This window comes from Pantoea rwandensis (genome assembly GCF_002095475.1).
Lineage (GTDB): Bacteria > Pseudomonadota > Gammaproteobacteria > Enterobacterales > Enterobacteriaceae > Pantoea > Pantoea rwandensis.
Window position 1 is genome coordinate 14,923 of sequence record NZ_MLFR01000006.1, and the last position, 19,879, is coordinate 34,801.

Consider the following 19,879-nt stretch of genomic DNA (forward strand, 5'->3'; position numbering starts at 1 on the left):
GGGCGGTCAATCGACCCGGTGACGATAATAAAACTGGAGCGAAATAATGAACAACATCACGAAAAAAAGCCTGATTGCCGCGGGCGTTCTCGCAGCAATTGGCGCGCTGGCAGGGAATGCCGCGCTGGCAGCAGTACCAGCAGGCGTTGAATTGGCAGCAAAACAGGAACTGGTGCGTGGCAATGGCGATGAAGTGCAGTCGCTGGATCCGCACAAAATCGAAGGTGTTCCAGAAGACAACATCGCACGTGATCTGTATGAAGGTCTGATCATCAGCGACAGTGAGGGCAAACCGGTCCCGGGCGTGGCGGAAAGCTGGGAAAACAAAGATTTTAAAGTCTGGACTTTCCACCTGCGTAAAAACGCCAAATGGTCGAACGGCGAACCGGTCACTGCCCAAGATTTCGTGTATAGCTGGCAGCGTCTGGTGGACCCGAAAACGGCTTCACCGTATGCCAGTTATCCGCAGTATGGCCACATTCAGAACGTTGATGACATCATCGCCGGTAAAAAGCCTGTAACGGATTTAGGTGTGAAGGCCATTGATGACCACACGCTGGAAGTGACGTTGAGCGAGCCCGTGCCGTACTTCTACAAACTGCTGATTAACTCCGTGATGTCACCGGTATATAAGCCAGCCATCGATAAGTTTGGCGATCAGTGGACTCAGCCGCAAAACTGGGTCGGCAACGGTGCCTTCAAACTGGAATCACACGTTATCAACGAACGTGTCACTATCGTGCGTAACCCAGAATACTGGGATAACGCGCACACCGTGCTGAACAAAGTCACCTTCCTGCCAATCAACTCTGAAGTCAGTGATGTGAACCGTTACTTCTCTGAAAACGGCAGTGATATCACTTACAACAACATGCCGATTGAGCTGTTCAAAAAACTGCAGCGTGATAACGGTAAAGAGTTGATGGTGAAGCCATATCTCTGCACCTATTACTATGAAATCAACAACCAGAAGGCGCCATTCACCGATCCTCGCGTGCGTACTGCACTGAAACTGGGTCTGGATCGCGACATCATGGTGAACAAAGTGCTGGCGCAGGGTCAGTTACCGGCGTACAGCTTCACCCCACCTGCGACCGACGGCATGGAATTGCTGCCGCCAGACTGGTTCAAGTGGGATCAAAACAAGCGTAACGAAGAAGCAAAAAAACTGCTGGCTGAAGCCGGTTACACCGCTGACAAGCCGCTGACCTTCAACCTGCTGTACAACACCTCTGATCTGCATAAGAAACTGGCTATCGCTGCTTCTTCGATCTGGAAGAAAAACATCGGCGTTAACATCAAGCTGGAAAACCAGGAGTGGAAAACCTTCCTCGACACCCGTCATCAGGGCAACTTCGATGTGTCCCGTGCGGCTTGGTGTGCAGACTATAACGAACCGACTTCGTTCCTGAACATCATGTTGTCAGACAGCAGCAGTAACACCTCACATTATAAGAGCGCAGATTTCGATAAAGTGATTCATGACGCGGTGAAAGCGGTAGACGATAAAGCCCGTGTCGCGGACTACCAGAAAGCCGAGCAGATTCTGGATAAAGACAGCACCATCGTGCCGGTTTATTACTACGTGAATGCGCGTTTAGTGAAACCGTACGTGGGCGGTTACACCGGCAATGACCCGCTGGATAAAACCCTCGATAAAAACCTGTATATCATTAAACATTAATAGCACTCAGGCTATCGACAGTGGCGGTGCTGCGGCACCGCCTTTTTGACTTTGTGAAGCAACAGCCTGGTAGGTACGGCAATGTTAAAATTCATCTTGCGTCGGCTCTTGGAAGCGATCCCGACGCTCTTTATCTTGATCACCATCTCATTCTTTATGATGCGACTGGCACCCGGCAGTCCATTTACCGGCGAGCGTACGCTATCGCCTGAAGTGATGGCGAACATTGAAGCCAAATATCATCTTAACGATCCGATCGGCAAACAGTACGTCAGTTATCTGGTGCAACTGGCGCATGGCGATTTTGGCCCCTCGTTTAAATACAAAGATTACTCGGTAAACTATTTGGTCGGCCACGCCTTCCCAGTTTCAGCCAAGTTGGGTTTGGCCGCGTTTTTCCTGGCAGTGATTCTCGGTGTCACTGCGGGTGTGATCGCCGCGCTGAAGCAGAACAGCCTCTGGGATTATGCGGTGATGGGGGTCGCCATGACGGGCGTTGTGATACCCAGCTTTGTCGTCGCGCCGCTGCTAGTGTTGGTTTTCGCCATCACCTTGCGCTGGTTGCCGGGCGGCGGCTGGAACGGCGGACAGTGGAATTACATGCTGCTGCCGATGGTCGCGCTGTCACTGGCTTATATCGCCAGCATCGCGCGTATCACCCGTGGCTCGATGATTGAGGTGATGCACTCCAACTTTATCCGCACCGCGCGCGCCAAAGGCCTGCCGCTGCGCCGTATCGTTCTGCGTCATGCGCTGAAACCTGCGATGCTACCTGTGCTCTCGTACATGGGGCCTGCATTCGTCGGCATTATCACCGGTTCAATGGTGATTGAATCCATTTATGGCCTGCCAGGTATCGGCCAGCTGTTTGTTAACGGGGCACTCAACCGTGACTACTCGCTGGTCATGAGCCTGACCATTTTGGTTGGCGTGCTGACCATTCTGTTTAACGCGATCGTTGATGTGCTGTATGCCGTGATCGATCCGAAAATCCGTTACTGATGGTGGAGTTCGCCCATGATGTTAAGTAAGAAAAATAGCGAAGCTCTGGATGCCTTCAGTGAGAAACTGGAAGTCGAAGGGCGCAGCCTGTGGCAGGATGCGCGTCGTCGCTTTATCCATAACCGTGCCGCATTTATCAGCCTGCTGGTGCTGTTGGTGATCACCCTGTTTGTGGTGTTAGCGCCGGTGTTATCTCAGTTCAAATATGATGATACCGACTGGGCGATGATGTCAGCGGCGCCGGATACCGTTTCGGGCCATTGGTTTGGCACCGACTCTTCAGGCCGCGACCTGCTGGTGCGCGTTGCCATTGGTGGACGTATCTCGCTGATGGTTGGCATTGCATCCGCATTGATCGCCGTATTGGTGGGTACATTGTATGGCTCATTAGCGGGTTATCTCGGCGGCAAGATCGACTCAGTGATGATGCGTATTCTGGAAATCCTCAACTCCTTCCCGTTCATGTTCTTCGTGATCCTGCTGGTGACCTTCTTCGGTCGTAATATCCTGCTGATTTTCGTCGCGATCGGCATGGTGTCATGGCTGGATATGGCACGTATCGTGCGTGGTCAGACGCTGGGCTTAAAGCGTAAAGAGTTTATTGAAGCCGCGCAGGTGGGTGGGGTTACCACCTTTAATATTGTGCTGCGTCACATCGTGCCAAACGTGCTGGGCGTGGTGGTGGTTTACGCCTCGCTGCTGGTACCCAGCATGATTCTCTTTGAATCTTTTCTGAGTTTCCTCGGCCTGGGCACGCAAGAGCCGCTGAGCAGTTGGGGTGCGTTGCTGAGTGATGGCGCCAACTCCATGGAAGTGTCTCCGTGGTTGCTGATGTTCCCGGCAGGTTTCCTGGTGGTCACGCTGTTCTGTTTTAACTTTATCGGCGATGGCCTGCGTGATGCCCTCGACCCGAAAGATCGTTAAGGAGTTTCCCGATGACCATTCATGAATTTCAGCCAGCAATGGCTGCACGTGCGGGAAACAGTAACCTGCTGCTGGACGTCAAAGATTTGCGCGTCACATTTGGCACTCACGATGGTGATGTCACTGCGGTAAACGATCTCAACTTTTCGCTTCATGCCGGTGAAACGCTGGGTATTGTTGGCGAATCCGGATCGGGCAAGTCGCAAACGGCATTCGCGCTAATGGGCTTGTTGGCAAAAAATGGCCGCATTGGCGGTTCAGCGAAATTTAACGGCAATGAGATCCTCAATCTGCCGGAAAATAAGCTAAACAAACTGCGTGCCGAACAGATTGCGATGATTTTTCAGGATCCGATGACCTCGCTCAATCCGTACATGCGGGTGGGCGAGCAGCTGATGGAAGTGTTCAAGCTGCATAAAGGCATGAACAGTGCGCAGGCTTTTGAAGAGTCAGTGCGGATGCTGGATGCGGTTAAGATGCCAGAAGCGCGCAAACGCATGAAAATGTATCCGCATGAGTTCTCAGGCGGCATGCGGCAGCGCGTGATGATTGCGATGGCGCTGCTGTGTCGTCCAAAATTGCTGATTGCCGATGAGCCAACCACCGCGCTGGATGTGACGGTGCAGGCGCAAATCATGACCTTGCTGAACGAGCTAAAACGCGAGTTCAACACGGCCATCATTATGATCACTCACGACCTCGGCGTCGTTGCCGGTATCTGTGACAAGGTGCTGGTGATGTACGCAGGGCGTACCATGGAGTACGGTCGCGCGCGTGATGTGTTCTATCAACCGGCACATCCGTATTCGATTGGCCTGCTCAGCGCGGTGCCGCGTCTGGATGCGGAAGAGGGCGAGTCGCTGACCACGATTCCGGGTAATCCACCTAACCTGTTGCGCTTGCCTCAGGGCTGTCCGTTCCAGCCACGTTGTGCTTATGCGATGGACGTGTGCGCGAAATCACCGCCATTGGAACCGTTTGCTGAAGGCCGCCTGCGTGCCTGCTTCAAGCCCGTGGAGGAATTGGTATGAGCACCGTGATTGAAGAGAAAAAAGTCTTACTGGAAATCGCCGATCTCAAGGTGCATTTCGAGATTAAAGATGGCAAACAGTGGTTCTGGCAGCCCCCGAAAACCCTCAAAGCAGTCGACGGTGTCAGCCTGCGTCTCTACGAGGGCGAAACGCTTGGCGTGGTAGGAGAATCCGGCTGCGGTAAATCGACGCTGGCGCGTGCCATCATTGGGCTGGTCAAGGCCACCGAAGGCCGTGTGGCGTGGCTGGGGCGTGATCTGCTCGGTCAAAGCCAGCAAGAGTGGCGCCAGGCGCGCAGTGATATCCAGATGATCTTCCAGGATCCGCTGGCCTCGCTAAACCCGCGTATGACTATCGGCGATATCATTGCAGAACCGCTGCGCACCTACTATCCGAAGATGGCTAAGCAGGAAGTGAAGGATAAGGTAAAAAACATGATGATGAAGGTTGGGCTGTTGCCAAACCTCATCAACCGTTATCCGCATGAGTTTTCAGGTGGTCAATGTCAGCGTATTGGTATCGCTCGTGCGCTGATCCTTGAGCCGAAGCTGATCATCTGCGATGAACCGGTATCGGCGTTGGATGTGTCGATTCAGGCGCAAGTGGTGAACCTGCTGCAGAAGTTACAGCGAGAGATGGGACTGTCGCTGATCTTCATCGCGCACGATTTAGCGGTGGTGAAGCACATCTCTGACCGCGTACTGGTGATGTATCTCGGTCATGCGGTGGAACTGGGGACTTACGACTCGGTGTACAACAATCCACAACATCCCTACACCCGTGCTTTGATGTCGGCGGTGCCGATTCCCGATCCGGATCTGGAGAAGAATAAGCAGATTCAGTTGCTGGAAGGGGAATTACCGTCACCAATCAATCCGCCGTCGGGCTGTGTGTTCCGCACGCGCTGTCCGATTGCCGGACCGGAATGCGCCAAAACGCGTCCATTACTGGAAGGCAGTTTCCGCCATGCGGTATCCTGCTTGAAAGTTGATCCGCTCTAAGCTGTAAATGAAAACGCCGGGCAATTGCCCGGCGTTGTTTTATGCGTTGCTGACGACTATTCGCGCCACAGAATATGACACAGCTTGTGATCCTTCTCGCGGCACAGCAGGACGCGGGCAAAGATATCGGTAATCGGCTCGCCATCCGCTTCACCTAAACCAATCACCACTTCCGCGAAGAAGTCAGGGTTGAGATCACAATCAACATGCTCCTGCCAGTCATCAGCCGGATCAAACAGCTCTGCGCCGCCGCGCTCTTCAAACTGCAAATTGAACAGAATGATGTCAGCGGGATCAAGGTTATCGCCAGCTAGCTCAAGAAAAATGTCGTAAGCCTGTTCCAGCGTTTCATCTTCGGTAAGGCGATTATTTAAATCCATAGTCATTCCTGCTTGCCTGAGGCGGTAATATTTTCGCTCGTTTTACAGTAAAGGACTAAAGAAGTAAAACAGTCGTTCAACGATACGCTGCCACCACGCACGTTTAGCCCAGCGCGCGCCATCCAGTAAGCGTGAACGGGCAATATAGTCATCCTGTACGGTAGCTAAATCGCTGCCAAAGCCATCATCATCCACCACCAGCGTGATTTCAAAATTGAGCCACAGGCTGCGCATATCGAGGTTAACGGTGCCCACTAAGCTTAACTGGCCATCAACCAGTACGCTTTTAGTGTGTAGTAAACCATCTTCGAATTGATAGATTTTAACGCCCGCTTCCAGCAGCTCGGTAAAGAAGGCACGGCTGGCCCAACCTACCAACAGCGAATCATTGTGGCGGGGCACCACAATACTGACTTCAACGCCGCGCAAGGCCGCTGTGCAGATGGCGTGTAGCAAGTCATCGCTGGGGACAAAATAAGGTGTCGTCATGATCAGTTGCTCACGTGCAGAGTAAACAGCCGTGAGCAACGCTTGGTGAATCATATCTTCTGGGAAACCGGGGCCAGATGCGATCACCTGGATGGTATGGCCGCTCTCTTGTTCAAACGGCATGATATTGCCGTCTGGTGCGGGGGGCAAAATGCGCTTGCCGGTTTCAATCTCCCAGTCGCAGGCGTAAACGATGCCCATGGTGGTGGCCACAGGGCCCTCCATGCGCGCCATGAGATCAATCCACTGCCCAACACCAGCATCTTGTTTAAAGAAGCGAGGGTCGACTAAGTTCATGCTGCCGGTGTAAGCGATGTAGTTATCGATCAGCACCACCTTACGATGCTGACGCAAGTCCATACGTCGCAGGAAAACACGCAGCAGGCTGACTTTGAGAGCCTCAACGACATCAATACCTGCATTGCGCATCATATTGGCCCATGGGCTGCGGAAAAACGCCACGCTGCCGGCTGAATCCAGCATCAGGCGACAATGTACGCCGCGACGTGAGGCTGCCATCAATGACTCCGCTACTTCATCCGCCAGGCCGCCCGGATGCCAGATATAAAACACCATCTCGATGTTGTGACGAGCCAATTGGATGTCACGAATCAACGCGTGCATCACGTCATCAGAGTTTGTGAGCAACTGTAGCTGATTGCCTTTTACACCCGCAATCCCCTGACGATGGTGGCAGAGTTCAAATAATGAACGTGCAACGTCACTGTGCTCGGTCGCGAAGATGTGGCGGCACTGCTTGAGGTCATTAAGCCATTTGGCGGTTGAGGGCCACATGGTGCGGGCTCGTTCCGCACGTCGCTTACCCAAGTGGAGCTCACCAAACGACAGATACGCGATAATACCCACCAGTGGCAGAATATAGATGATCAACAACCAGGCCATTGCAGAGGTGACGGCACGGCGCTTCATCAGAATACGCAGTGTGACACCCGCAATCAGCAACCAGTAGCCGAACAACAGCAACCAACTGATCAGGGTATAAAATGTTGTCATTAAGTGGACATCCTGTTCGCGCTTTGATGAGCAAAGTTTACGTGCTGATCAGCACTAGTGAAACCTTTAATCGTGAATGAAGGTTTGATGAAGCTTTCGATTTGGCATTTTCGAACAGATCTTTATAATGCCTGCCGAGTGTAGCCTGTCTGAGAGGATGTGATGAGACGAAGCAGAAATGAAGTTGCGCGCTGGAGAATGTTACGTCAGGTACACCGTCGTCGCTCACGTTGGCTGGAAGGGCAGTCACGTCGTTATAAACGGATTCATACTATCCGTCATCAGGTGGCGCAACAGCATCGCCGTTCCATTCTGTTCATCACCCAAGATATTTGAAGGGCATACGCGGCCACTAAGCGCCGCGTAATACCAAAGACACGTTCACAATCTGCAACGCTGCGGCCAGCACAACTAACATGACAATATGCTGCCGAGCGTGACGCCAGCCTTGCTGGCGCCAAACCCATACCGCTCTGCTAATCAGCACAAACACTGCCACCAGCAGTAAAACTGACTGCCACATCGATTAGAAAACGCGTTTGAACGGCTTAACGGCCACTTTCTCATACACGCCAGCGGCGATGTACGGATCGTCATTGGCCCAAGATTGTGCTGTTTCCAGAGAAGAAAACTCAGCAATAATCACGGAACCGCTGAAGCCTGCTGGACCTGGGTCATTACTGTCTACCGCAGGCAACGGGCCAGCAGCGATCAGACGACCTTCATCCTGCAGCAACTGCAAGCGCGCGAGATGCGCAGGGCGTACGGAATTGCGTTTATCCAGTGAATCTGCGGTATCTTCCGCATAAATGACGTAAAGCACGATGGGGTACTCCCGTTAGACTTGCCGAAATTGCGAGACACGTTAAGTGATCGTTAATCAGAGTGCAAATGAAAGATAATTACACTAGTTAATAGCGCAATTGGCGCTAAAAAAAGCCTTTCTGATAGCAGCTTGCACATCGCTTATTGAAACTGATTGCTATTTGCATTTAAAATCTGCCCTTCACTCAATGAATATGACTGATATGACGACGTTGACTACGCCTCTTCCTACACGTACACCCGTAGCTATGATTTTATCCGTGGTGCTTCACGGATCGCTGATTGCGGGCATTCTCTATGCATCGTTTCATCAGACCATTGAGGTTCCGAAAGCATCCCAGCCAATCAGCGTGACGATGGTGGCGCCGGAAGTCCAGCCAGAACCTGCTCCTGCGCAGGTCACGCCACCGCCTCCTGAGCCTGAGGCCGAACCTGAGCCAGAGGTCGCGCCTGAGCCGCCTAAGGCCGAGCCTGTGCCCATTCCGAAACCGGAACCTAAGCCGAAACCCAAGCCTAAGCCTAAACCCAAGGTTGAGAAGAAAGTTGAGCCGAAGCCGCGCCAGGAAGTGAAGCCACAGGAAAATCAGGTTAAGCAAGACGCACCTACTACGCAAACGCGTCCTACGACTGCGCCGAAAAGCAATCCATCCCCGACGCAAACCATCTCCGATGGTCCGAAAGCCGTGAACGTCAGTAAGCCTGTTTATCCGGCGCGAGCGCAAGCATTGCGTATTGAAGGTAACGTCCGCGTTAAATTTGATGTGGATAGCGATGGCCGCGTTGATAACATTGAAATTCTTTCCGCTAACCCGCGTAACATGTTTGAGCGTGATGTGAAAAATGCGATGAGGAAGTGGCGTTATCAAGCGGGTCGCCCGGGTACGGGTTTGACGATGAACATCGTGTTCCGTTTCAATGGCGGCGCCAGCATAGAGTAATAAGCTCGTCATAATAGAAAAGCGGTCATTGACCGCTTTTTTTATCGCTACTCTTCGCTGAGATTGGCTCTTCCTGGGGGGAGTGGGCGAGATTGACCTGAGTGATCCACGGCGACATAGACGAATACGGCTTCCGTCGCACAATAGGTCTGTCCAATAGGTTCTGACGATACCTTTTTGATCCACACTTCTACATTGATGGTCATTGAACTGTTACCGGTGCGGATGCAACGCGCATAACAGCTCACCACATCACCGACGGCCACAGGCTTCAGGAATGACATACCATCCACGCGCACCGTGACGACACGACCTTCGGCAATCTCTTTGGCCATGATGGCGCCGCCCATGTCCATCTGCGACATTAACCAGCCGCCAAAGATATCACCATTAGCATTGGTATCCGCTGGCATCGCCAGGGTACGCGACACCATCTCGCCTTGCGGCAATTTATGTTTTTCGTCCATTGCTCAGTTCTTCTGCAGATGAAGAGAAGCCCGACTGTGTCGGGCGGGTTTCTTATTTTTGTTCTTGTTGTGGCATCTGTCGCCAGATGTACACGCCGCTTAAAAGCGTAAACAGTAGGGTCAGGCCGGTCAGACCGAACACTTTAAAGTTAACCCAAAACTCTTGTGATAACCAAAATGCAACATAGATATTTGCCAAGCCGCAGGTAAGGAAGAAGATCGCCCAAGCCACGTTCAGCCGACGCCACACGCCGCCTGGCAACTGCAGTTCTTTGCCCAGCATGGTCTGAATCAATGGTTGTTTCATGAACCACTGGCTATAGAGCAGCGCCAGCGCGAACAGGGAATAAATGACGGTCACTTTCCATTTAATGAATTCATCATTGTGGAACACCAGCGTCAATGTTCCGAATACCGCGACCAGCACGAAGGTAAAGATGGTCATCTTTTCCAGCTTGCGATACAGCACCCAGCTTACGACCAGTGCTAATCCCGTTGCGACAATCAGGGCACCTGACGCGACAAAAATGTCGTACAGCTTGTAGAAGATAAAGAAAACTACCAGGGGAAGAAAATCGAGTAACTGCTTCATAGTGTTTCCAGTTAGGGCAGGATCGTTCAGTCAAGGCGCCCCGCAGAGCGCCTTAGCCGTCAACGTAACAGCATATACAGCCGATACAAATAAATAATCAGGATGGCAGAAACCAGATTGCCCAGCGCGTTCATCACAACGGAGGCGATATTCACCGGCAATACGGTGAGTGATGATACGAGGAACATCAACACGATTTTAGCCAAAAGCCACAGCACAATGGCCGGTGCGATGACTTTCATGTTTTTCCACGCCAGTTTCATACTGGCACGCATGGCACCAATGACACCCATTTTCTCGCTCACCAGCATCACCGGCGCCAGTGACAACAGGATCGCAAGAATAACGCCGGGGACCATCAGAACCATAAAGCCAATTTGAACCAGCAAGGTGATCAGGAAGGTTTGCAGCAGCAGTTTCGGCAATAAAGGCGCAGAGGCACCAATCGCACGCAAGGCGCTTACGCGTTGGCCGTTAGAAACCAGTGGAATCAGACACAACATACCGCCCAACAACAGGGTGTTGCCAATCAGCGCAGCAAAGGTGCCAGCAGCGGAGGCGCGCAGCAAAATGCGTTGTTGATCGGGTGACATATTCTGGACCAGCTCAAACAGCGATGTTGCGCTGTCATCGGCTTGGCTGAGCAACGATAACTGGTCTTCGCCTGGCGTTAATGCATGACCCACGATCACGGTAATGAACGACGTCAGCAATGCCATCAGCACAATAGTAACCAGCTGATGGCGCAGAAAATTTCCTGTGTCACGGTATAACGAGCTTGCCGTGATAGACATGTACTCTCCTTGATGGAACCGGGTTAATTAACCCGGCGATTGTACATGTTCTACGGGCATGCTGGCACCCGCAATACCATAACTTTCTGTCATCTGAGGTAAAGAAGGATTAAGCCGCGCAACTATGACGCCTGACAGGCTGCCGCAACGGGTTTTCATTTAGGCTGCGACACCAAAATTGATCTGAATCAATCCATTGTTTTTTAAGTGATTAATTTGAATTGATACAGATGATCTTTTACCGAAAAAGGGGTAGATCTTGTGCCGCAATCAACATTGAGACCCTACTTTTCTGCAAAGGAGTGATTATGAAACTGGCAAAATGCGCGCTGTTGATGGCTCTGGCCATTCCTCAATGGGCACTGGCTCATGAAGCCGGGGATTTCTTTATGCGTGCGGGTAGTGCCACCGTTCGCCCGACCGAAGGCTCTGATAATGTGCTGGGTATGGGTGGTTTTAACGTGAGCAACGATACGCAGCTAGGCTTAACCTTCACTTACATGGCCACCGACAATATCGGTGTTGAGCTATTAGCCGCTACGCCGTTCCGCCACAAGGTTGGATTGGGGCCAACGGGTAATCTGGCGACCGTGCGCCAACTGCCACCGACGTTAATGGCACAGTATTACTTTTTTGAGCACAATAGCCCGGTACGCCCTTATGTCGGTGTTGGGATCAACTACACCACATTCTACGATGCCAAATTTAATCAGACGGGCCAGGATGCAGGCTTAAGCGATTTAAGCGTCAAAGATTCTTGGGGTATTGCCGGTCAGGTGGGGATGGATTATCAAATTAATCGCGACTGGATGCTCAACGCTTCATTGTGGTACATGGATATCGATACCGAAGTGAAATTCAAAGCAAACGGTGAACAACAGAACATTAATACGCGAATTGATCCCTGGGTGTTCTTCTTTGGTGTGGGCTACCGCTTCTGATGGAGCCATAACGCGACGTCATCCCGTCGCGTTATGCAGTAAATTTACGGTCGGTTAAACAGGGAAGTGCCTTACCGCTATCAGTTGCTTCTCTTTGGGCTTTTTAGGCGGCTTTTTTGCCCCGCACAAGGGAATAAGAAGAGGGGGATTGACGGGGGCAACTTTGGCATGCGTTACCTCAGACAAACAATGAGGGCAGTAGTGAATGTTACTGTATTGCATTAATGAAACGGTTAATGCCTGCGCTGGCGTATAACAGCTTCCAATAAACGTACGAGAATCAGGTCGAGGCAAATACTGACAGCCTTCTTTATGGAGCAGCACAGTTCTCGAAGTATGTTGTGAAATATAATACTTTGTTGATTTATACATGATATTTCCGTTAGCTGTGTGCGAGTCCTGAAGGAGACTCAAAGTTTAATGAATGATGCGGCTTACATAACTTATAGTTTATCGTATTCAATATTATTTAAATCTGAGCATTTCACTATAGCCTGAAAATGAATCTGACTACCACGATCGTTGAGGGTGAAAGGGATAAGAAATTTCGTCCCCTCCCTTTTAATCTCATCCCCATGAAATAACAAGGAATTCATAGTGATAAGCTGCTTTCCTGACATCTCAGGATGCAGACTCTCAATTAAATCTTGTTTTACTGACTTCAAAGCATCGTTGCTATGAACTTTAAGGCAAATTATCGGATCTTGCTGGTTTCCCGTGGGTTGTGAAGCAACTTCATAACCGGATCCACACAGCAACATTCCCAATGTGCATAACAATCCAAGCTTAGCAGTAGCCTTCATTTTTGATAATTCCCTTTTTATTATAATTCTTAGCTAGTGTCCTGGATATTTATTGCACACACAATATTAATTTCGAGATTATGCTTAATGCTGACTAATGGAATTATTTTTGTTATGGGTAATATTCTTAATTTTATTCAGCCGTTCAGTACCATTTCTGCCAAGTGTGAGGAATGCTAACAACATACCAAATCAATAGTCTCGCGCATCTTAGTAAAACTCATTCAATTAACCTGATGAACAGGGAGGGAAATGCAAGAATGTGATGTCAGTAATAAGGATATTGCGTTTTGACTTCAGTATTAAATGGCACTAATCAGGTGAATTTGACAGCTAATGTGGCAAAAATAAAATTTCAGGCGCACGACCCATGTGGCGGCGATCGGGCCCATTGTAAAAAAAATGGGCGGCCAAAGGCCACCCATGATGCTATCTGTAAACTGTTACTTAATCTGCATGTTGTTGACTACAGATTTCACCCCTTCAACACTGCGGGTCACCGTTACGGCGCGATTCGCCATCTGCGGTGAGCTGACAAAGCCGCTTAGCTGCACTTTACCTTTGAAGGTTTCTACATTGATCTCGGTCGATTTCAGCGATTCATCGTGCAATAGCTGAGCCTTAACCTTGGTTGTTATCACCGTATCATCAAGGTAGCCCCCGGTGCCTTCCTGTGTAGCGGTTGGTGCACAGGCGCTGAGTGTCAGTGCCATAAATGCAGCCATCAAAAATCCTGCAACGACTTTGAAAAGATTCATTGGTTATCTCCCTGTCTTAGATGGTGTTTCACCGCAACGAGACGGTGCATCTAATTGTGGTCTGGGGTTGGCGAATCAGCAAATCGCGGAGAGTGAAAAAGTTTGAATGGCGTAGGTTTTGCCACTCATTGGGTTAATACGTGCCGTGAATGCAGGGTGGCAGCGTGGCTGGGCGAGAAGGGGGATAATGAATCAAAAATGGCTGGTGAACACTGATGATGCTGATTCTTTAATACAGAATGTAGATCATTAAGGTGAGGCGGGTCTTAGATTAATCCACAAGCTTCCAGGGCTCTTACGCTGGAAAGTTGAAATGCCCTGCAGCTCTCTTGACGAACCACACTCATAGCTACAAGGCATAATGTTTAAGGCGTAATGTGTGAGGCTATGTTTTTAGCAACCTGAACCGCAACGTCATCCCATGCACTTTCGAGAATACCCGTCTGGCTGGTGCCTCCAATGGTTGGATCCTTTTTATGCGAAGAAAATTGCTGGGTCCAGGTTTTACCATTTAGATTAAACGCTGCATTTAATGTCACTGTACCGACATCAATCGCAGGAGTGATGTTGAACATACCTGCTGAGTATTCAAAGCCTGAACGTGCTTCAAGCACTGTGATGGTCAAATTCTTGCCACCCGCAGTGATGTCTGCATAAGTTGAAATGGCTTCTTCAATTCTCGAAGACAATGCAACACCTGTGGGCAGTCGTGTGCGAGAGCCCCCACCCACGAAACCATCAGATCCGTGAATATCGATACGTTGAGGGAAATCAGCTGGATTCCAAACAATAGACAGTTTCGGTCTTTCACCCTGAACCTGAACAGACTTCATATCCGTAATAGATGAGTAAGCAAGACGATTATTAAAAGGCAGGCTAATAGCGCAGCCAGATAGCCCAACAGCCACACATGCAACGATGGAGGCCTTGAGAAGCGTATTCATAGGTAGTCCCTTTAGAGAAGTAAAGTGCGTAACTGATTACATTTTATAGTTATTACGCGAGCAGTTTACTCTCTTTGAACCAAATCAGTACTACCAAAACTAGTAGTTGTTGATTGGCAAGGTCAGTGTGAGTACTTGGGGTGATTGGAATGTAAGATGAGCCATCACAGTCAACGTCCTAATGTTTTTCCTGTGGTGAGCAGTATTCAGACTATCAATTACATCAGTAAATGGAGTATTAATGTCAATCATTATTACAATGAATAAATGGGATCATAACATTCATGAATTCATGAGTGTGATTTTGAAAGTCCATAGAAAATGATAGAAGGGCAATGGCTAGAATTGTCACGACCCGGTGAAGGATTTAATGTGTCAGTAATTGATGATATCAAGTTTTTCGTTAAAGGAAAGAATGTATGGGAAGATGCAGTTGGGATTATTTAAAAGGAGTAGGACATATTTGGATTAGGGACAATCATTGAACTGGTGAAGACCGCAATTGGGTACTTCACCAAGAAGCAGGAAAGCAAAAAGGAGTTAGATGCGAAGAACTAAGAACAACAGAATGAAATTACACTGAAAAGGCGCGCAAGGAGTTTGTCTAGCGTCAGGCACTTGGCTATGTACTCACATTCATAATTGCATGGAATTACATTGTGAACCCCATCCTTAGGGTTTGTTTCGGTGTAGTACTAACGTCAATTCCATTACAGAATGTTTGGAGAGTTTTAATTTGTTTTAATTTGTGGTGGTTGAGTCATTATTAACTAATATATAGATACTTTAATCAACCTTGTCTTTTTTCTCGATGATTTTTTCTTTTAAACATAAGCGACAAGGTTCAAAACAAAATTTTTCAAGGAATGACTTTTCGAAACTGAAGTCAGATGGACCAAATTTTTTTATTCCATATTGATACAAAGCCTCCATTAATTTAGGTTTCAAATTCTTAAGCCAGTAAGTTAATTCTTCTGAATCATTTTTTAATAGTCTCGCTGGCTTGTACCGTTTATTATAAACATCCCTATTATTATTCATGAGGTCAACTGCTTTTTTTGTTAACTCTATAGATTTAGCGTAAACTTCTTCAACTGAAAGTTCAGAAAATTCATAACGGCCACTATTCACATACTCTAATTTTCTTGGCGGGTTTGCTAAAAAAAACTGAGCAGTTAATTTGTCAATGAACTTTGATTCATCTTCCCTAAGTAATTCCTTGTGTTCATTAGCGAATTTTTTTAGCCTAAGAATCTCGCCATCACCACGGAATTTAATCTCTGGTGGGATTTCAAAGTTTATATAATTATTTTTTAAAGACTCGCAATCTGAATTCTTATGGTATTTTGGCGTTGTGTTGGTATCAAACAATAAATTCATGTTTAAAGATTTTAATCGAGCTTTCTCGATGAAATCCTCTTTTGACTCATCGAACAGAATTCGCGTCTTCCATAATAACTTTATATCATCATCATTCAATAAGACTCTTAATTTTTCATTGCTATAGTATTTCTGGCACAATTCGACTGTTACATCATTTGCTATAACATGAAATTGATAAGTAAGACTTTTAAAGCTACTTAATGTTATGTGATATTTTTGGGGGTGTATATTACTCATCATTCCGCACCATTAATTTCAATTCTTTCAAGTATGGGTTCCCTTCCAAAAGATCAAACTCTATGATTTCCTTTTCTAACAAAATGCCTATGGCAGAACCTGAAAGATCAACGTTATTATGAGCTTCAATTGCTTTTTTAATCAATGGAATTGTTTCCTTAGATGATAATAATATATTTGCTAGTAGTTCACTAATTTTAGCGTGGAACAAACTTGTTTTATTAGTGCCATAAATCTTGCACATTACATCGATCATTGAGTTTATTTTATTGCTAGGGCGATAGCTTATTATCGAGTAATGGTCTGTACTACTTTCAACTAAACGTTGGTTTATCACATCAGTAAGTTTTTTCATTTTAGTTCTCAATGGATAGTAGTTTAATTAAAGCATCATGCTCATGCGAATGTTGGTCGTAAGGATTTGAATATCTGTCGTTTAAATCACTAATGCTTTTCTCTGTATCGATTTCGAAAAGCCAACTTTGTGCAGGCTGAAAATTATTTAACTCAGGATTGTTAATGTCAGCTAGCCTAGCAATTATATAGCGTGAGTCAAAGTTCTCAACTTCTTTATGAATGAAGTTATTAATTGCCTTTTCTATAATGGCATTAACCACTTGAGAGCGAGTCTCATCTAAAATTTTTGAAAGCTCATCAATTACATATAAATCAATTTTGTTTACTTTAATATTCATTTTTGGTTGGGGATGTTTGGTAACTGAAAGATTACCATCTTGAAAATGATTTTCATTAACTTTAATCATTGTATTCTACCTTTTTTATTAAAGCTATCATTGAAGTAAGTAGTAATCAGTGTATTTTCAGATTCCACAAGAGTTACCCCACCTCTATTTTTGATTCTTTCAAGCTGCTTTTTAATTTCAGAAATTGAGATCATCATCATTTCAATGGTTTTTTTGTCAAGAATGATTTTGTCACCATCTTTACTTTCAGAACCAAAATGAAGAACCATATCAATCATAGACTTATTAATACATCTTTCATTCATACGTTTATATGCATGCCGTGAAATATTCATTGATGTCTCCCTTAAGTGTTGGACTAATCATAAAGTCATAAATCGAACATTGCAATAGTCATAAAATGACTATTTTAGTGAATATTGCTTAACCTATTGAATTTTAAGTTTTAATTTGTCGTAAGATTTAAATGGTTTAACAGTTGATTCAGTATTGTGTACAAGAAGTTTTCAGATCAGACAGGTTATGTACTGGAAGCGGGATGCGGTATTGATACTTCAATTTATCGGGAGCAATGGCATGGTACTAACGTTGTATGTGAGGTAGTTACTGTTGAGTACGAAAATTCATGATTGTTAAACGTTACTGGTTATCACCGTATCATCAATGTATCCCCCGGAGCCTTCCTATGCAGCAGTTGGTGCACAGGCGCTGAGTGTCAGTGCCATAAATGCAGCCATCAAAAATCCTGCAACGACTTTGAAAAGATTCATTGGTTATCTCCCTGTCTTAGATGTTGTTTCACCGCAACGAGACGGTGCATCTAATTGTGGTCTGGGGTTGGCGAATCAGCAAATCGCGGAGTGTGAAAAAGTTTGAATGGCGTAAGTTTTGCCACTCATTCGGTTAATACGAGGAGGGGATGCAAGAAAGACCTTACTCGCCGAAACGAATAAGGTCTTGAAGATTTAACGGGTGCCCGCTTTCAGATTGCTAACGAAGGCTTTCAGTTCCGCCAGCAGGGTTGCCGGTTCATGCTGATGGCGTTCGATGATTTTCACGATGGCCGATCCGGAAATGGCACCTGCTGCGCCTGCGGCAATCGCTTCCTTAACCTGGCTGGCTTCTGAGATGCCAAAGCCCTGAAGGGGAGGGGCTGCGTTATATTCACTCAGCTTTTCAATCAAATGATGCAGTGGCTGACTGGCGCGATTCTCCGCACCTGTCACACCTGCGCGTGACAGCAGATAAGTATAACCACGGCCGTGTGAGGCGATTTCACGCAGCAGATCATCATCAGCATTGGGTGGGCAGATGAAGATGGGTGCGACGTTGTGGCGCATCGCGGCCTGGCGGAATGGGGCGGACTCTTCGACTGGCACATCGGCAACCAACACCGAGTCCACGCCAACCGCCTCGCACTGAGCATAGAAATTATCAATGCCTTTGCTGAACACCAGGTTGGCATACATCAGTAACCCAATCGGCAGCTCAGGATACTTTTGGCGCACGGTGGCCAGGATTTCGAAACACTGTGCAACGGTTGTACCGGCGGCGAATGCGCGTAATGTTGCCCCCTGAATCGTCGGGCCATCAGCCAAGGGATCGGAGAACGGGATGCCAAGCTCTAAGGCATCGGCACCGCCCTCGACCAGCGTATCGATAATCTTCAGTGACAGCTCAGGTGAAGGATCGCCAAGGGTAACGAAAGGTACGAATGCCCCTTCTTTTTTGGCCGACAGACGTTGAAACAGCTGATTATAACGTTCCATCAGATCTCTCCCTTAGCTTTCAAAATATCGTGAACGGTGAAGATGTCTTTATCGCCACGACCAGACAGGTTGACGACCAGTAACTGCTCTTTTTCTGGATTCTCGCGGATCATTTTCAACGCGTGAGCCAAGGCGTGAGAGGATTCCAAGGCCGGAATGATCCCCTCTGCGCGGCACAGCTCTTTGAAAGCAGAGAGCGCTTCGTCATCGGTGATAGAAACATACTCTGCACGACCAATGCTGTTGAGATGGGCGTGCTGAGGACCGACTGATGGGAAATCGAGACCTGCAGAAATAGAGTAAGACTCCTCAATCTGCCCCTCTTCAGTCTGCATCATCGGTGCTTTCATACCGAAGTAGATGCCCACGCGGCCATGTTTCAGTGGCGCACCGTGTTCACCGGTTTCGATCCCGTGACCGGCGGGTTCCACACCGATAAGGCCCACGCTGGTTTCATCGATAAAGTCGGCAAACATACCGATAGCGTTAGAACCGCCACCGACACAAGCCAAAACTGCATCAGGCAGACGACCTTCACGTTCTAGAATTTGAGCTTTGGTCTCTTCACCAATCATGCGTTGGAATTCACGCACAATAGTCGGGAACGGATGGGGACCGGCTGCCGTGCCGAGCATGTAATGCGCGGTTTCATAGCTGCCAGACCAGTCGCGTAAAGCTTCGTTACAGGCATCTTTCAGCGTGGCGGAACCGCTGTGCACCGGGATCACTTCTGCGCCCATCAAACGCATGCGGAACACGTTCGGTGACTGACGTTCAACGTCTTTAGCGCCCATATAAATACGGCACTTCATACCCAGCAATGCGCAGGCCAGAGCGGACGCAACACCGTGCTGACCCGCACCGGTTTCGGCAATGATTTCATTCTTGCCCATACGCTTAGCCAACAGCGCCTGACCCAAAACCTGGTTGGTTTTATGCGCGCCGCCGTGCAGCAGATCTTCGCGCTTCAAGTACAGGCGGGTGTTGGTGCCTTTGGTCAGGTTAGTGCACAAAGTCAGGGCGGTAGGACGCCCGGCATAGTTCTTCAGCAGGTCGGTAAACTCCGCCTGAAACTCTGGATCACGTTGTGCTTCGACAAACGCGTTTTCCAGTTGGCGCAGGGCCGGCATCAAAATTTGTGGCACATATTGACCGCCAAACTCGCCAAAATAGGGATTCAATAACGTGGTCATCTTTTC

The 19,879-nt window shown here is 48.2% G+C and carries 24 protein-coding genes and 2 pseudogenes; 8 read left to right on the forward strand and 18 right to left on the reverse strand.

The features are described 5' to 3' along the window. Window positions 1–46 precede the first annotated feature (46 nt). The 5 genes from oppA to oppF all read left to right on the forward strand — a co-directional run bounded on the left by oppA (window position 47) and on the right by oppF (window position 5,642). Complete coding sequence (gene oppA, locus HA51_RS08535) at window positions 47–1,684, forward strand: oligopeptide ABC transporter substrate-binding protein OppA (RefSeq protein ID WP_084934117.1); 1,638 nt, start codon at window positions 47–49, stop codon at window positions 1,682–1,684. A gap of 81 nt (window positions 1,685–1,765) precedes the next feature. Beyond that, complete coding sequence (gene oppB, locus HA51_RS08540; RefSeq protein WP_038646657.1) at window positions 1,766–2,686, forward strand: oligopeptide ABC transporter permease OppB; 921 nt, start codon at window positions 1,766–1,768, stop codon at window positions 2,684–2,686. A 15-nt stretch (window positions 2,687–2,701) separates the two neighbouring features. After that, window positions 2,702–3,610, forward strand: a complete 909-nt coding sequence (gene oppC / locus HA51_RS08545) for an oligopeptide ABC transporter permease OppC (RefSeq protein ID WP_084934118.1) — start codon at window positions 2,702–2,704, stop codon at window positions 3,608–3,610. Window positions 3,611–3,621: 11 nt separating this feature from the next. Next, window positions 3,622–4,641, forward strand: a complete 1,020-nt coding sequence (gene oppD, locus HA51_RS08550; RefSeq protein ID WP_084934119.1) for an ABC transporter ATP-binding protein — start codon at window positions 3,622–3,624, stop codon at window positions 4,639–4,641. Next, window positions 4,638–5,642, forward strand: coding sequence for a murein tripeptide/oligopeptide ABC transporter ATP binding protein OppF (oppF, locus tag HA51_RS08555; protein ID WP_084934120.1), 1,005 nt, complete (start codon window positions 4,638–4,640; stop codon window positions 5,640–5,642). The genes oppD and oppF overlap by 4 nt, the downstream gene beginning before the upstream one ends. A 56-nt stretch (window positions 5,643–5,698) precedes the next feature. On the opposite strand, the gene HA51_RS08560 is transcribed toward oppF, so the two are convergent. Together HA51_RS08560 and cls are read right to left on the reverse strand one after the other, a co-directional pair. After that, on the reverse strand, window positions 5,699–6,028 hold the full coding sequence (locus HA51_RS08560) for an HI1450 family dsDNA-mimic protein (protein WP_211282922.1): 330 nt from the start codon (window positions 6,026–6,028) through the stop codon (window positions 5,699–5,701). Window positions 6,029–6,064: 36 nt separating this feature from the next. After that, window positions 6,065–7,525 carry a cardiolipin synthase gene (cls, locus tag HA51_RS08565; protein ID WP_084934122.1) on the reverse strand — a complete coding sequence of 487 codons (1,461 nt, stop codon included), beginning with the start codon at window positions 7,523–7,525 and terminating at the stop codon, window positions 6,065–6,067. A 162-nt stretch (window positions 7,526–7,687) separates the two neighbouring features. Here cls and HA51_RS26900 point away from each other — a divergent pair, with 162 nt between their 5' ends. Beyond that, window positions 7,688–7,861 carry a YciY family protein gene (locus HA51_RS26900; RefSeq protein WP_139810657.1) on the forward strand — a complete coding sequence of 58 codons (174 nt, stop codon included), beginning with the start codon at window positions 7,688–7,690 and terminating at the stop codon, window positions 7,859–7,861. 16 nt (window positions 7,862–7,877) lie between these two features. On the opposite strand, the gene HA51_RS27185 is transcribed toward HA51_RS26900, so the two are convergent. Both HA51_RS27185 and HA51_RS08570 read right to left on the reverse strand, forming a co-directional pair. Further along, window positions 7,878–8,048, reverse strand: coding sequence for a hypothetical protein (locus HA51_RS27185; RefSeq protein ID WP_169718779.1), 171 nt, complete (start codon window positions 8,046–8,048; stop codon window positions 7,878–7,880). 3 nt (window positions 8,049–8,051) lie between these two features. Then, a complete protein-coding gene (locus tag HA51_RS08570; protein ID WP_084934123.1) occupies window positions 8,052–8,348 on the reverse strand; it encodes a YciI family protein in 297 nt (98 codons plus the stop codon). A 205-nt stretch (window positions 8,349–8,553) separates the two neighbouring features. Between HA51_RS08570 and tonB the strand changes: the two genes are divergently transcribed. Then, window positions 8,554–9,288, forward strand: coding sequence for a TonB system transport protein TonB (tonB, locus tag HA51_RS08575; RefSeq protein ID WP_211282923.1), 735 nt, complete (start codon window positions 8,554–8,556; stop codon window positions 9,286–9,288). 47 nt (window positions 9,289–9,335) lie between these two features. Here tonB and yciA read toward each other — a convergent pair whose 3' ends face one another. The 4 genes and pseudogenes from yciA to HA51_RS27750 form a co-directional block, all read right to left on the reverse strand. Then, on the reverse strand, window positions 9,336–9,755 hold the full coding sequence (gene yciA / locus HA51_RS08580; protein ID WP_084934125.1) for an acyl-CoA thioester hydrolase YciA: 420 nt from the start codon (window positions 9,753–9,755) through the stop codon (window positions 9,336–9,338). Window positions 9,756–9,807: 52 nt separating this feature from the next. Continuing rightward, window positions 9,808–10,347 carry a septation protein A gene (locus tag HA51_RS08585; protein WP_084934126.1) on the reverse strand — a complete coding sequence of 180 codons (540 nt, stop codon included), beginning with the start codon at window positions 10,345–10,347 and terminating at the stop codon, window positions 9,808–9,810. Between the two features lie 59 nt (window positions 10,348–10,406). Continuing rightward, window positions 10,407–11,141, reverse strand: coding sequence for a YciC family protein (locus HA51_RS08590; protein WP_039334634.1), 735 nt, complete (start codon window positions 11,139–11,141; stop codon window positions 10,407–10,409). A 27-nt stretch (window positions 11,142–11,168) separates the two neighbouring features. Continuing rightward, a pseudogene (locus HA51_RS27750) lies at window positions 11,169–11,261 on the reverse strand (YkgJ family cysteine cluster protein); the annotation flags it as partial. A 188-nt stretch (window positions 11,262–11,449) separates the two neighbouring features. Here HA51_RS27750 and ompW point away from each other — a divergent pair. Then, entirely contained in the window at window positions 11,450–12,082 is a 633-nt protein-coding gene (ompW, locus tag HA51_RS08595; RefSeq protein WP_084934127.1) for an outer membrane protein OmpW, read from the forward strand. Window positions 12,083–12,525: 443 nt separating this feature from the next. Here ompW and HA51_RS08600 read toward each other — a convergent pair whose 3' ends face one another. From HA51_RS08600 to trpB, 10 genes and pseudogenes are all read right to left on the reverse strand, one after another. After that, a complete protein-coding gene (locus HA51_RS08600) occupies window positions 12,526–12,885 on the reverse strand; it encodes a hypothetical protein (RefSeq protein ID WP_084934128.1) in 360 nt (119 codons plus the stop codon). Between the two features lie 443 nt (window positions 12,886–13,328). Continuing rightward, a complete protein-coding gene (locus HA51_RS08605; RefSeq protein ID WP_084934129.1) occupies window positions 13,329–13,643 on the reverse strand; it encodes a BON domain-containing protein in 315 nt (104 codons plus the stop codon). Window positions 13,644–14,008: 365 nt separating this feature from the next. Further along, the gene (locus tag HA51_RS08610; RefSeq protein ID WP_084934130.1) at window positions 14,009–14,587 is read right to left on the reverse strand and encodes a hypothetical protein; all 579 of its coding nucleotides are present in this window, start codon (window positions 14,585–14,587) and stop codon (window positions 14,009–14,011) included. A 786-nt stretch (window positions 14,588–15,373) separates the two neighbouring features. Beyond that, the gene (locus HA51_RS08620) at window positions 15,374–16,210 is read right to left on the reverse strand and encodes a hypothetical protein (RefSeq protein ID WP_139810658.1); all 837 of its coding nucleotides are present in this window, start codon (window positions 16,208–16,210) and stop codon (window positions 15,374–15,376) included. Further along, window positions 16,200–16,562, reverse strand: a complete 363-nt coding sequence (locus tag HA51_RS08625; protein ID WP_084934132.1) for a hypothetical protein — start codon at window positions 16,560–16,562, stop codon at window positions 16,200–16,202. The genes HA51_RS08620 and HA51_RS08625 overlap by 11 nt, the downstream gene beginning before the upstream one ends. Before the next feature lies 1 nt (window position 16,563). Beyond that, window positions 16,564–16,971 (reverse strand): hypothetical protein, encoded by a 408-nt coding sequence (locus HA51_RS08630; protein WP_084934133.1) that lies wholly within the window; start codon window positions 16,969–16,971, stop codon window positions 16,564–16,566. Continuing rightward, a complete protein-coding gene (locus HA51_RS08635) occupies window positions 16,968–17,246 on the reverse strand; it encodes a DUF4258 domain-containing protein (RefSeq protein ID WP_084934134.1) in 279 nt (92 codons plus the stop codon). The genes HA51_RS08630 and HA51_RS08635 overlap by 4 nt, the downstream gene beginning before the upstream one ends. Window positions 17,247–17,597: 351 nt before the next feature. Further along, window positions 17,598–17,681 (reverse strand): annotated as a pseudogene (locus tag HA51_RS27790) (BON domain-containing protein); the annotation flags it as partial. Window positions 17,682–17,876: 195 nt separating this feature from the next. Next, window positions 17,877–18,680, reverse strand: a complete 804-nt coding sequence (gene trpA / locus HA51_RS08645) for a tryptophan synthase subunit alpha (protein WP_084934135.1) — start codon at window positions 18,678–18,680, stop codon at window positions 17,877–17,879. Then, window positions 18,680–19,873: a tryptophan synthase subunit beta gene (gene trpB / locus HA51_RS08650; protein ID WP_084934136.1), complete on the reverse strand. Its 1,194-nt coding sequence runs from the start codon at window positions 19,871–19,873 to the stop codon at window positions 18,680–18,682. The genes trpA and trpB overlap by 1 nt, the downstream gene beginning before the upstream one ends. Window positions 19,874–19,879: the final 6 nt, after the last annotated feature.

Coding starts and splice junctions, on each gene's coding strand:
- oppA (WP_084934117.1), top strand. CDS start 47: ATGAACAACATCACGAAAAAAAGCCTGATTGCCGCGGGCGTTCTCGCA.
- oppB (WP_038646657.1), top strand. CDS start 1,766: ATGTTAAAATTCATCTTGCGTCGGCTCTTGGAAGCGATCCCGACGCTC.
- oppC (WP_084934118.1), top strand. CDS start 2,702: ATGATGTTAAGTAAGAAAAATAGCGAAGCTCTGGATGCCTTCAGTGAG.
- oppD (WP_084934119.1), top strand. CDS start 3,622: ATGACCATTCATGAATTTCAGCCAGCAATGGCTGCACGTGCGGGAAAC.
- oppF (WP_084934120.1), top strand. CDS start 4,638: ATGAGCACCGTGATTGAAGAGAAAAAAGTCTTACTGGAAATCGCCGAT.
- HA51_RS08560 (WP_211282922.1), bottom strand. CDS start 6,028: ATGACTATGGATTTAAATAATCGCCTTACCGAAGATGAAACGCTGGAA.
- cls (WP_084934122.1), bottom strand. CDS start 7,525: ATGACAACATTTTATACCCTGATCAGTTGGTTGCTGTTGTTCGGCTAC.
- HA51_RS26900 (WP_139810657.1), top strand. CDS start 7,688: ATGAGACGAAGCAGAAATGAAGTTGCGCGCTGGAGAATGTTACGTCAG.
- HA51_RS27185 (WP_169718779.1), bottom strand. CDS start 8,048: ATGTGGCAGTCAGTTTTACTGCTGGTGGCAGTGTTTGTGCTGATTAGC.
- tonB (WP_211282923.1), top strand. CDS start 8,554: ATGACGACGTTGACTACGCCTCTTCCTACACGTACACCCGTAGCTATG.
- yciA (WP_084934125.1), bottom strand. CDS start 9,755: ATGGACGAAAAACATAAATTGCCGCAAGGCGAGATGGTGTCGCGTACC.
- HA51_RS08585 (WP_084934126.1), bottom strand. CDS start 10,347: ATGAAGCAGTTACTCGATTTTCTTCCCCTGGTAGTTTTCTTTATCTTC.
- HA51_RS08590 (WP_039334634.1), bottom strand. CDS start 11,141: ATGTCTATCACGGCAAGCTCGTTATACCGTGACACAGGAAATTTTCTG.
- ompW (WP_084934127.1), top strand. CDS start 11,450: ATGAAACTGGCAAAATGCGCGCTGTTGATGGCTCTGGCCATTCCTCAA.
- HA51_RS08600 (WP_084934128.1), bottom strand. CDS start 12,885: ATGAAGGCTACTGCTAAGCTTGGATTGTTATGCACATTGGGAATGTTG.
- HA51_RS08605 (WP_084934129.1), bottom strand. CDS start 13,643: ATGAATCTTTTCAAAGTCGTTGCAGGATTTTTGATGGCTGCATTTATG.
- HA51_RS08610 (WP_084934130.1), bottom strand. CDS start 14,587: ATGAATACGCTTCTCAAGGCCTCCATCGTTGCATGTGTGGCTGTTGGG.
- HA51_RS08620 (WP_139810658.1), bottom strand. CDS start 16,210: ATGATGAGTAATATACACCCCCAAAAATATCACATAACATTAAGTAGC.
- HA51_RS08625 (WP_084934132.1), bottom strand. CDS start 16,562: ATGAAAAAACTTACTGATGTGATAAACCAACGTTTAGTTGAAAGTAGT.
- HA51_RS08630 (WP_084934133.1), bottom strand. CDS start 16,971: ATGATTAAAGTTAATGAAAATCATTTTCAAGATGGTAATCTTTCAGTT.
- HA51_RS08635 (WP_084934134.1), bottom strand. CDS start 17,246: ATGAATATTTCACGGCATGCATATAAACGTATGAATGAAAGATGTATT.
- trpA (WP_084934135.1), bottom strand. CDS start 18,680: ATGGAACGTTATAATCAGCTGTTTCAACGTCTGTCGGCCAAAAAAGAA.
- trpB (WP_084934136.1), bottom strand. CDS start 19,873: ATGACCACGTTATTGAATCCCTATTTTGGCGAGTTTGGCGGTCAATAT.